Genomic DNA, 12,831 nt, shown 5'->3' on the forward strand with positions numbered 1-12,831 from the left:
GAGTTCCGCGACAGCCTGCGTCGCGCCCTCAAAACCCGTCTGCCCGACTACATGGTGCCATCGCACTTCATGTTCCTCGCGCAGATGCCGCTGACTCCCAACGGCAAGCTCGACCGCAAGGGCCTGCCCGAGCCGGACGCCAGCCAATTGCAACAACACTACGTGGCCCCCGAAACCGAGTTGGAGCAACAGATCGCAACGATCTGGGCCGACGTACTGCACCTGCCGCAGGTGGGCCTGAACGACAACTTCTTTGAAGTGGGCGGCCATTCCCTGCTGGCGATCCAGATCACCTCGCGGGTCCAGGCCGAGTTGGGCCTGGAAGTGCCGTTGGTGGAAGTGTTCCAGACCGAGTCGTTGCGCGCCTATGTCCAGGCGGCAGCGACCTTCCGTGCCGGCAGCGCGGAAGATTTTGATGATCTTCGTGACTTTTTGAGCGAACTAGAGGCGATTTGAACCATGCTTTCCAACCCTAACATCGACCTGGTGTCGCGCTTTCTTCGCCTGCCTCTGGAACAACGCCAGCAGTTCTACCAACGCTTGCAAACCCGGGGCATGAGCTTTGCTCAATTGCCCATTGCCTCGATCCGTGAACAGGGCCAGCACGCGCCCTTGTCCTATGCCCAGGAACGCCAGTGGTTTCTCTGGCAACTGGACCCGCACAGCGCCGCCTATCACGTACCCGGGGCACTGCGCCTGAGCGGGCCCCTGGACAAGGCGGCCTTGCAGCGCAGTTTTGACCGGCTGGTGGCTCGCCACGAAAGCCTGCGTACCCGGCTGCACCTGGACGGTGAGCAACGCTCCCAGGAAGTGCTGGACGTTGCGCCTGTCCAGATCATGGAAAGCCCGGTCGAGGAAGCCCAGCTCAAGGCCCGGGTGGAAGCCGAGATCGCTCGCCCTTTCGACCTGCAACAGGGGCCATTGCTGCGGGTCAATCTGTTCAGCCTGGGGCATGACGAGCATGTGTTGGTGCTGGTGCAGCACCACATCGTCTCTGACGGTTGGTCCATGGGCGTGATGGTGCAGGAGCTGATGCAGTTCTACGCCGCGTGCAGTCAAGGCCAGGACTGTGTGTTGGCGCCATTGCCGATCCAATACGCAGACTACGCACTGTGGCAGCGCAGCTGGATGGAAGCCGGCGAAAAAGCGCGACAACTGGATTACTGGCGCGAGTTGCTGGGTGGGGTGCAGCCGGTGCTGGAGTTGCCGCTGGACCACGGCCGGCCGGCCCAGCAGAGTTACCGTGGCGCACGCCGGGACATTGCCCTGGAGCCTGGTCTGGTGGTGCAAATCAAGGCCCTGGCCCAGCGCGAAGGCGTCACGCTGTTCATGTTGCTGCTGGCTTCGTTCCAGGCCTTTCTGTACCGCTACAGTGGCCAGCATGACATTCGGGTCGGGGTGCCGATTGCCAACCGTAACCGCGTAGAGACCGAGTCGCTGATCGGCTTTTTCGTCAATACCCAGGTGCTCAAGGCCAACCTTGACGGCCAGATGACGTTCGCCCAGTTGCTCCAACATACCAAGCGTCGCGCGCTGGAGGCCCAAGCCCACCAGGACTTGCCATTCGAGCAGTTGGTCGAAGCCCTGCAGCCGGAGCGCAGCTTGAGCCACAACCCGCTCTTCCAGGTGATGTTCAACCACCAGGCCCGGGCTGCCACGCGCGCGCCCCAGCTACCGGGCCTGCAAGTGGCCAACCTGGAATGGGACACCCGCAGTGCCCAGTTCGACCTGAGCCTGGACACCCAGGAAACGGGCGACGGGATCTGGGCTTCCCTGACCTACGCCACCGACTTGTTTGATGCCACGACCGCCGAGCGCATGGTCGGCCATTGGCTGAGCCTGCTGCGTGCAGCGGTTGCCAACAGTGGCCTGGCGCTGCAGGACCTGACCGCCGTGAGCGCGCAAGAGCGTGAGCAGATGGTGTTCCAGTGGAACGCCACCGCCCGCGACTACCCGTTGCAGCAGTGCGTGCACCAACTGATTGAAGCGCAGGCCGCCAACACGCCGGACGCCCCGGCATTGGCCTTTGCCGAGCAGCGCTTGAGCTACAGCGAACTGAACCGTCGTGCCAACCGCCTGGCCCATCGCCTGATAGCGGCGGGCGTGGGGCCGGATGTGCTGGTCGGCCTGGCGGTGGAGCGTTCCGTCGAAATGGTGGTGGGCTTGCTCGCCGTGCTCAAGGCTGGTGGCGCCTATGTGCCGCTGGACCCGGAGTATCCGCGTGAGCGCCTGGCCTACATGCTCGACGACAGTGGCGTGAAGCTGCTGCTGACCCAGGCTCATCTGCTTGACCAGTTGCCGATCCCGGCCGGGCTGGAATACCTGGTGCTGGGTGAGTCGACCTTCGAGGGTTTCAGCGAAGCCAATCCGAACGTGGCGTTGGACGGCGAAAACCTCGCCTACGTGATCTACACCTCCGGCTCCACCGGCCAACCGAAAGGCGCGAGCAACCGTCATTCAGCATTGACCAACCGTTTGCAGTGGATGCAGGAAGCGTATGCACTGGATGCCAGCGACAGCGTGCTGCAAAAGACCCCGTTCAGCTTCGACGTGTCGGTGTGGGAGTTCTTCTGGCCGTTGATGACCGGTTCGCGGCTGGTCGTCGCTGCGCCCGGCGATCATCGCGATCCGGCCAAGCTGGTCAGCCTGATCAACACCGAGCAGGTCACCACGCTGCACTTTGTGCCGTCGATGCTGCAGGCATTCCTGCAAGATCCGTCCGTGTCCAGTTGCCAAGGCTTGAAGCGCATCGTGTGCAGCGGCGAGGCCTTGCCGGTGGATGCGCAGACCCAGGTCTTCGCCAAGCTGCCGCAGGCCGCGCTCTACAACCTCTACGGCCCGACCGAAGCGGCCATCGACGTGACCCACTGGACCTGCGTCGATGAAGGTCGCGACGCGGTGCCGATTGGCCGACCGATCGCTAACCTGGGGTGCTACATCCTCGACAGCAACTTCGAGCCAGCCCCCGTTGGTGTGCTTGGCGAGCTGTACCTGGGCGGCGTAGGGCTGGCTCGGGGTTACCACCGCCGCCCGGCCCTGACGGCCGAGCGTTTTATTGCCCACCCGTTTGTAAAAGGCGAGCGCCTGTACCGCACCGGCGACCTGGCGCGCTACCGCGACGACGGCGTGATCGAATACGCCGGGCGCATCGACCATCAGGTCAAGCTGCGTGGCCTGCGTATCGAACTGGGGGAAATCGAGGCACGCCTGCTGGAGCACGCGTGGGTGCGCGAGACGGCGGTACTGGCAGTTGATGGCAAATACCTGGTGGGTTACCTGGTGCTGCAACAGGCTGGCGACGACTGGCGCGATGTGTTGAGCGCCCACCTGGCCCAGCATCTGCCGGACTACATGGTGCCGGCCCAGTGGATGGTGTTGGAACAGATGCCGCTGAGCCCCAACGGCAAACTGGACCGCAAGGCCCTGCCCAAACCCGCGGCCGTGCAGGCTTACGAAGCGCCGCAAAGCGCGCTTGAACAACGAATCGCCGCGATCTGGGCAGAGGTGCTGGGCGTCGACCAGGTTGGGTTGAACGACAACTTCTTTGAACGTGGCGGTGACTCGATCATCTCGATCCAGGTGGTCAGCCGCGCCCGTGCTGCCGGTATCCACTTCAGCGCCAAGGCGTTGTTCCAGCACCAGACGGTGCGCAGCCTGGCGCGGGTGGCGCAGTTGCAGGTGGCGCGGGTCATCGACCAGGGCCCGGTGCAGGGTGAAACGCTGTTGCTGCCGTTCCAGCAACTGTTCTTCGACATGGCGTTGGCGCAGCCGCACCATTGGAACCAGTCCTTGCTCTTGACGCCGCGTGAGCGGATTCACGGCGACCGCCTGGACGCTGCCCTGCAAGGCTTGATCGCCCATCACGATGTGTTGCGCTTGAGCTTCAGCCAGCAGGCCAAGGGCTGGAAGGCCGAACATGCCTCGGCGACCACTCAAGTGCTGTGGCAGGCCACGGTGCAGGACGCTGACGAATTGACCGCGCTGTGCGAAAAAGCCCAGCGCAGTCTCGATCTGCAGCAGGGGCCGTTGCTGCGTGCGGTGCTGGCCGAGTTGGCTGATGGTACCCAGCGGCTGCTGCTGGTCATGCACCACCTGGTGGTGGACGGCGTGTCCTGGCGAGTGTTTCTGGAGGACCTGCAGAGCCTGTACCGCCAGCACACGCTGCCGGCCAAGACGTCGTCGTTCAAAGCCTGGGCCGAGCGCTTGCAAACCCATGCCCGCAGCGAAGCAGTCACGTCGGCCAAAGGCTTTTGGCTGCAACAATTGCAGGGTGAGCCCACCGAGCTGCCGTGCCGCGATCCGCAGGGTGCGCGCCCTGGCCATCTGGCCCATACCGTGATCAGCCGACTGGATGCCGAGCGCACCCGTCAACTGCTGCAACAGGCGCCCATGGCCTATCGCACCCAGATCAACGACCTGCTGCTGACCGCCCTGGCCCGGGTCGTTTGCCGGTGGACAGGGCATGCCAGCAGCCTGATCCAGATGGAAGGCCATGGCCGTGAAGACCTGTTTGATGACATCGACCTGACCCGCACCCTGGGCTGGTTCACCAGCCTGTTCCCCGTGCGCCTGACCCCCACCGATACCCTGGCGGGCTCGATCAAGCAGATCAAGGAGCAACTGCGTGCGGTGCCGGACAAAGGCCTGAGTTTCGGTGCACTGCGTTACCTGGGAGATGACGCCACGCGTGAGGCGTTCAGCGCCTTGCCAGAGCCGCGCATCACATTCAACTACCTGGGGCAGTTCGATACCAGCTTCGACCAGCCGGACGCGTTGTTCGCACCCGCCGCCGAGAGCCGCGGTGCAGAGCAGAGCCCGGACGCGCCGCTGGGTAACTGGTTGACGCTCAACGGCCAGGTGTACAACGGCGAGTTGCAACTGGGCTGGACCTTCAGCCCGCTGATGTTCGACCCGGCGGCGATCGAAGCGCTGGGCGCGGCCTATACCGAGGAGCTCAATGCGCTGGTGGCGCACTGCTGCACCCCTGGCAACCGTGGTGTGACCGCGTCCGACTTCCCGCTGTCGCGCCTGACCCAGCCGCAGCTGGAATCCCTGCCGCTGGCCGCCGACGCCATCGAAGACATCTACACCCTGTCGCCCATGCAACAGGGCATGTTGTTCCATACGTTGTACGAGCAGGCGGCAGGCGACTACATCAACCAGATCCGCGTGAGCGTCGACAACCTGGATGTGGCGCGCTTCCAGCAGGCCTGGGACGCCACGGTGCGCGCCCATGATGTGTTGCGCAGCGGGTTCTTCTGGGAAGGGCAGATGGAGGGGCCGCGCCAGGTGGTGTACCGCGAAGCGCGGTTGCCGCTGGAAGTGCTCGATTGGCAAGCCATGCCGGAACGTGAGCTGGCGCTGCAGGAGCTGCAACAGACGCAGCGCCGTCAGGGCTTCGACCTGACCCAGGCACCCTTGGTGCGCATGGTGCTGGTGCGGACCGATGAACAGCGCCACGAACTGATCTACACCCATCATCACATCCTGATGGACGGCTGGAGCAATTCGCGGTTGTTCGGCGAGGTGTTGCAACGTTACGCAGGGGCGGTGGTGCCTGAAGTGGCCGGGCGTTATCGCGACTACATCGGCTGGTTGCAGCAGCGTGATGCCGTGGCGACCGAAACCTTTTGGCGCGAGCAACTGAAGGTTCTGCACACCCCGACCCGCCTGGGCAGCGCCCAGCCGATGGCGTTGCAGGGGCATGGCGAGCATCAACTGGCGCTCGACAGCGCGTTGACGGCGCGCCTTGAGTCGTTCGCCCGCAGTCACAAGGTCACGCTCAACACCCTGATCCAGGCAGCGTGGCTGGTTTTGCTGCAACGCCACAGCGGCCAGGCCGTGGTCGCGTTCGGTGCAACCGTAGCGGGGCGCCCGGCCGAGCTGGCGGGCGTGGAGCAACAGATCGGCTTGTTCATCAACACCTTGCCGGTAATCTGCGCGGTCGATGAGCAGTGCCGGGTGGCCGATTGGTTGCAAGCGGTCCAGGCGCAGAACCTGGCCCTGCGCGAGCATGAACACACCGGCCTGTACGACATTCAACGGTGGGCCGGGCAGGGCGGGGACGCTTTGTTCGACTCTATCCTGGTGTTCGAAAACTACCCGGTGTCCAAGGCGTTGGAGCAGGCTGGCGGCAGCGGCATCCGCTTTGGCACCCCTCATTCCCTGGAGCAGACCAGCTTCCCGCTGACAGTGCTGGTGGAAGTGGCTGAGACGTTATCGGTGCACTTCAGTTTTGCCCGTGCGCATTTCACTGCCGAGGCCGTGCAGGGTTATGCCCGCCACCTGGTCAATCTGTTGCACGCCATGCTTCAAGACGGGCAGCCGCGCCTGGGCGAACTGGCGATGCTGGAGGTGGCCGAGCGTCAGCAACTGATTCATGAGTGGAACGCCACCGCCCGAGACTACCCGTTGCAGCAGTGTGTGCACACACTGATTGAAGCGCAGGCCGCCAACACGCCGGACGCCCCGGCCTTGGTGTTTGGCCAGCAGCGCTTGAGCTACAGCGAGTTGAACCGTCGTGCCAACCGTCTGGCCCATCGCCTGATAGAGGCTGGCGTAGGGCCGGATGTGCTGGTCGGCCTCGCCGTAGAGCGTTCCATCGAGATGGTGGTGGGCTTGCTCGCTGTGCTCAAGGCCGGGGGCGCCTATGTACCGCTGGACCCTGAATACCCGCGTGAACGCCTGGCCTATATGCTCGACGACAGTGGCGTGAAGCTGTTGCTGACCCAGGCTCATCTGCTTGACCAGTTGCCGATCCCGGTCGGGCTGGAATGCCTGGTGCTGGGTGAGTCGACCTTCGAGGGTTTCAGCGAAGCCAATCCGAACGTGACGTTGGACGGCGAAAACCTCGCCTACGTGATCTACACCTCCGGCTCCACCGGCCAGCCGAAAGGCGCGGGCAACCGTCATTCAGCATTGACCAACCGTTTGCAGTGGATGCAGGAAGCGTATGCCCTCGACGTCAGCGATACCGTGCTGCAAAAGACCCCGTTCAGCTTCGACGTGTCGGTGTGGGAGTTCTTCTGGCCGTTGATGACCGGTTCGCGCCTGGTCGTCGCTGCGCCGGGCGATCACCGCGATCCGGCCAAGCTGGTCAGCCTGATCAACACCGAGCAGGTCACCACGCTGCACTTTGTGCCGTCGATGTTGCAGGCGTTCCTGCAAGACCCAATGGTTTCCACCTGCCACACCCTGCACCGCATCGTGTGCAGTGGCGAGGCCTTGCCGGTGGATGCGCAGACCCAGGTCTTCGCCAAGCTGCCGCAAGCTGCGCTCTACAACCTGTACGGCCCGACCGAAGCGGCCATCGACGTGACCCACTGGACCTGCGTCGATGAAGGTCGCGACGCGGTGCCGATTGGCCGACCGATTGCCAATCTGGGGTGCTACATCCTCGACAGCAACTTCGAGCCCGTTCCCGTTGGCGTGCTTGGCGAGCTGTACCTGGGCGGCGTAGGGCTGGCTCGGGGTTACCACCGTCGCCCGGCCCTGACGGCCGAGCGTTTTATTGCCCACCCGTTTGTAAAAGGCGAGCGCCTGTACCGCACCGGCGACCTGGCGCGCTACCGCGACAACGGCGTGATCGAATACGCCGGTCGCATCGACCATCAGGTCAAGCTGCGCGGCTTGCGCATTGAGCTGGGTGAAATCGAGGCACGCCTGCTGGAACACGCGTGGGTGCGCGAGACGGCTGTACTGGCAGTCGATGGCAAATACCTGGTGGGTTACCTGGTGCTGCAACAGGCCGGCGACGATTGGCGCGATGTGTTGAGCGCCCACCTGGCCCAGCATCTGCCGGACTATATGGTGCCGGCCCAGTGGATGGTGTTGGAACAGATGCCGCTGAGCCCCAACGGCAAACTCGACCGCAAGGCCTTGCCGAAGGTGGACGCCACGCTGCAAGCGCGGGTGTACGAAGCACCGCAGACCGAGCAGGAGCAGCAGATCGCCGCCATCTGGGCGCAAGTGCTCGGCGTTGAACGCGTGGGGCGCCAAGACAACTTCTTCGAACTGGGCGGGCATTCCCTGCTGGCCACCCAAGTGGTGGTGCGCCTGCGCGAGCAGTTGCACGCCGAGTTTGACGTCAAGTCGATTTTCACTACGCCAACCCTGGCCGAGTTCAGTGCCTACGTGGCAGGCCAGCAGACAAATAATTCGCCCGTGCAGGATGCATTGGCTAAATCCTTGGAGGCTCTCAAACGTCTATCAGCAGAAGATTTGGATAAATTGATTTCCTGAGGGGCGTGGCGTGCAAGCATTAATCGAGTCGGTGGGTTCACTTTCTGCGCAGCAAAAGAAAGCGTTGGCGGTAATGCTCAAGCAACAAGGCATCAACCTGTTTGAGATTGCCCCGGTTTTCAAGCGTCAGGAAGGTGAGCCGCTGCGGCTCTCCTATGCCCAGGAGCGGCAGTGGTTTTTGTGGCAACTGGAGCCGCAAAGCCCGGCCTATCACTTGCCCCGTGCCTTGCGTTTGAGGGGGCGCCTTGACCGGGCGGCCTTGCAACGCAGTTTTGATGCGTTGATTGCGCGTCATGAAAGCTTGCGCACCCACCTGCATCAGGATGCCGACCAGATCGTGCAGGTGGTCAAACCCCAGTTGCACCTCGAAATCACCGAAGGTCCGGGTGATGCCGCCCGGCTTGAGGCGCTGGTGCAGGCCGAAGTCGCCAAGCCGTTTGACCTGCAGCAAGGCCCGCTGCTGCGGGTCAAGTTGTTGCAGCTGGCGCCAGAGGAACATGTGCTGGTGCTGGTGCTGCACCACATCGTGTCCGATGGCTGGTCGATGCAGGTGCTGGTCGATGAGCTGGTGCAACTGTATGTCGGTTACAGCGGCGGCCAGGACGTTCATTTACCGGACTTGCCGGTTCAATACCCCGACTACGCGTTGTGGCAGCGCAGTTGGATGGAGGCTGGCGAAAAAGAGCGGCAGTTGGGGTACTGGTGCGATCGCCTGGGCGGCGAGCAGCCGGTATTGGAGTTGCCCCTGGATCACCCGCGCCCGGCCGTGCAGAGTTATCGCGGAGCGCGCTTGGATGTGGGCCTGGATCAGGCGTTGGTCACAGGGCTCAAGGCACTGGCCCAGCGCGAAGGGGTCACGCTGTTCATGCTGTTGCTGGCGTCGTTCCAGACGTTGTTGTACCGCTACAGCGGGCAGTCGGATATCCGTATCGGTGTGCCGGTGGCCAACCGCAATCGCGCTGAAACCGAGCGCCTGATCGGCTTTTTCGTCAATACCCAGGTGCTCAAGGCTGATATCGACGGGCAGATGACCTTCAGTCAACTGCTGGCCCAGGTTAAACAACGTGCCCTCGAAGCCCAGAGTCATCAGGACCTGCCGTTCGAACAACTGGTCGAGGCCCTGCAGCCTGAGCGCAGCCTGAGCCATAACCCGTTGTTCCAGGTGATGTTCAATCACCAGGCTGAAGGGCGCAGAGTCCGTGGCGAGCAGCAGTTGCCGGGCCTGGCCGTGGAGGCCCTGGAGTGGGACAGCCAGAGCGCACAGTTCGACTTGAGCCTGGACACCCAGGAATCACCCGAAGGTATTTGGGCTTCACTGACCTATGCGACCGATCTGTTTGAGCGCTCGACGGTGCAGCGCATGGCCGCGCACTGGCAAGCGTTGCTGCGCGCCGTGGTCGGGCGGGCGAGCAGCCCTGTCGCGCAGCTCAGCCTGCTGCTCGACGATGAGCAACGGCACCTGTTGCAGGCGTGGAACCAGGGGGCGGCCGCGTTTGAAGCGGTTGCCGGTGTGCAGGGCTTGTTCGAACTTCAAGCGCAGCAACAGCCCGAGGCTATTGCCCTGTGCCTGGGCGCGCAGTCCGTCACCTATGCCGAGCTGAACCGCCAGGCCAACCGCTTGGCCCATCGCCTGATCAGCCTGGGCGTCGGCCCGGAAGTGCTGGTGGGCGTGGCCGTCGAGCGTTCTGTGCAGATGATCGTCAGCCTGCTGGCGGTGCTCAAGGCCGGTGGCGCCTATGTGCCGCTGGACCCGCAGTACCCGCGTGAACGCCTGCTGCATATGCTGGAAGACAGCGGCGTCAGCCTGGTGTTGACCCAATCCCATGTGGCCATGCCGTTGCCTGAAGGCATGGCGACGCAGGATGTCGCCGATGCAAGCCTGGCTGAACACACCGACAGCAACCCAGGCATCGCCGTCGACGCGCAGAACCTGGCCTATGTGATCTACACCTCCGGCTCCACCGGTAAGCCCAAGGGCGTGGCGATCGACCATGCGGCGCTCACCGAGTTCTCCAGCATCGCCGCCGGTTACTCACGCCTGACTTCGGACGACCGCGTCCTGCAATTTGCCACCCTGAACTTCGACGGTTTCGTCGAGCAGCTGTACCCGGCGCTGACCCACGGTGCCACGGTCATCCTGCGCGGCCCGGAGCTGTGGGACAGCGCGCGGCTGTACGATGAAATCATTGCCCAGGGCATCACCCTGGCCGACTTGCCCACCGCCTACTGGAACCTGTTCCTGCTCGATTGCCTGGCAGCGGGCCCACGTGCTTACGGCGCGCTGCGCCAGGTCCATATCGGCGGCGAAGCCATGCCGTTGGATGGCCCGGCGCAATGGATCAAGGCCGGGTTGGGCCATGTCCGCTTGCTTAACACCTACGGCCCGACCGAAGCCACGGTGGTCTCCAGCGTGCTCGACTGCACCAGCGGCGAAGAAACCATCGGCGCCACGGCCAGCCCGATTGGCCGCTCGTTGCCCGGCCGTGCGCTGTACGTGCTGGATCGCGACCTCAACCTGGCACCACTGGGTGCTGTGGGTGAGCTGTATATCGGCAGCCAGTGCGGCCTGGCCCGTGCCTACCTGAACCGGCCACTGCTGACCGCCGAGCGCTTCGTGCCGGATCCATTCGGCGGCGACCGCCTGTACCGCACCGGCGACCTGGCGCGTTACCGCGCCGATGGCGTGATCGAATACGTCGGCCGGGTGGACCATCAGGTGAAAATCCGTGGTTTCCGTATCGAGTTGGGAGAAATCGAAGCGCTGTTGCTGGCTCAGAAAGGCGTGCGCGAAACCCTGGTCCTGGCGGCCGACAACCAACTGGTCGCCTACCTGGTGGCTGCCGAGCAGGACGCGGAGGCCTTGAAAGCCGTGCTGCGCGAGCAATTGCCGGACTACATGGTGCCGGCGCACCTGATCTTCCTGGAGCGCATGCCGCTCAACCCTAACGGCAAGCTGGACCGCCAGGCGCTGCCAAAACCGGATGCCAGCCTGACGCAACAGGCGTGGGTTGAACCGGTGACCGAGTTGGAGCAACAGGTGGCGGCCGTCTGGGCGCACGTGCTGGGCGCTGAGCGTGTGGGTTTGACCGACCATTTCTTCGAGATGGGCGGGCACTCGCTGCTGGCGATGCAGGTGGTGTCGCGCCTGCGTCAGGTGCTGGCGCGTGAAGTGCCGTTGAAACTGGTCTTTGAACAGCCGCGCCTGGACGGTTTTGCCGGTGCCTTGCAGGTGCTGGACACGGCCGAAGGTGAGCAGGCGCCGGCGCTGCGGGCGGTCGATCGCGATCAATCCCTGCCGCTGTCCTATGCTCAGGAGCGTCAGTGGTTCCTCTGGCAGTTGGACCCGGACAGCAGTGCCTACCATATTCCCAGTGCCTTGCGCCTCAAGGGTGCCCTGGACATCCCGGCGCTGCAGCGCAGTTTCGATGCCCTCGTGGCCCGTCATGAAAGCCTGCGCACGGTGGTGCGGGCGCAGTCGGACGGGGCCCGCCAGGTCATCCAGCCCGAGGCCGCGTTGCCTATCAGGCTGGGCGAAGCCGACGAGGGCAATGTGCAGGCGCTGGTCGAGGCCGAAATTGCACGACCGTTCAACCTGCTGGAAGGGCCGCTGCTGCGCGTGAGCCTGCTGCGCATGGGGCAAGACGACCATGTGCTGGTGCTGGTGCAGCATCACATCGTGTCCGATGGCTGGTCGATGCAAGTGATGGTCGATGAGTTGGTGCAGCTGTATGCCGCGTTCAGCCAGGGGCAAACCCTGCCACTGCCGGACATGCCGATCCAGTACGTCGACTACGCCGTGTGGCAGCGTCAGTGGATGGAGGCGGGAGAGAAGGCCCGCCAACTGGGCTACTGGCGCGAGCTGCTCGGTGGCGAGCAACCGGTGCTGGAGCTGCCGTTCGATCATCAGCGCCCGGCGCAACAAAGCCATCGCGGGGCGCGCCTGGACGTGCCGTTGCCGGCGACGTTGGCAAGCGGTCTCAAGGCCCTGGCCCAAGCCCAGGGCGTGACGATGTTCATGTTGCTGCTGGCGTCGTTCCAGACGTTGCTGCACCGCTACAGCGGCCAGCAGGACATCCGCGTCGGCGTGCCGATTGCCAACCGCAACCGTGCCGAAACCGAGCGCCTGATCGGTTTTTTCGTCAACACCCAAGTGCTCAAGGCCGATATCGACGGGCAAACCACCGTCAGCCAACTGCTGCAACAGGTCAAACAGCGCGCCCTGGAGGCCCAGTCGCATCAGGACCTGCCGTTCGAACAGCTGGTGGAAGCGCTGCAACCGGAGCGCAGCCTGAGCCTCAACCCATTGTTCCAGGTGATGTTCAACTACCAGACCGATGGGGCGGGTGCACAGCAGACGCTGACGCACTTGAACATCGAAGGCCTGGCCTGGGAACGGCGTACCGCGCACTTCGATCTGGACCTGGACACCCACGACAGCCGCGATGGCTTGTGGGCGTCCCTGGGCTACAGCACCGATCTGTTCGACGCCGGCACTATCGAGCGCATGGCACGCCACTGGCAGAACCTGTTGCAGGCGATGGTGGCTGACCAGCAGCAAACCGTCGGCCAATTGAACCTGCTCGACACCGA

3 protein-coding genes are annotated in these 12,831 nt (G+C 63.8%); all 3 read left to right on the forward strand.

What is annotated here, in order from left to right; all coding sequences use genetic code 11:
* Positions 1-456 (forward strand): phosphopantetheine-binding protein (locus tag AC07OV_RS30130; RefSeq protein WP_495093577.1); only part of this gene is annotated, 456 nt, incomplete at its 5' end.
* A 3-nt stretch (positions 457-459) separates the two neighbouring features.
* Positions 460-8,241 carry an amino acid adenylation domain-containing protein gene (locus AC07OV_RS30135; RefSeq protein ID WP_495093578.1) on the forward strand — a complete coding sequence of 2,594 codons (7,782 nt, stop codon included), beginning with the start codon at positions 460-462 and terminating at the stop codon, positions 8,239-8,241.
* Positions 8,242-8,251: 10 nt separating this feature from the next.
* Positions 8,252-12,831: amino acid adenylation domain-containing protein (locus tag AC07OV_RS30140; protein WP_495093579.1), on the forward strand; the 4,580-nt coding region annotated here is incomplete at its 3' end.

The organism is Pseudomonas sp. GW821-FHT09A09, from assembly GCF_059418405.1.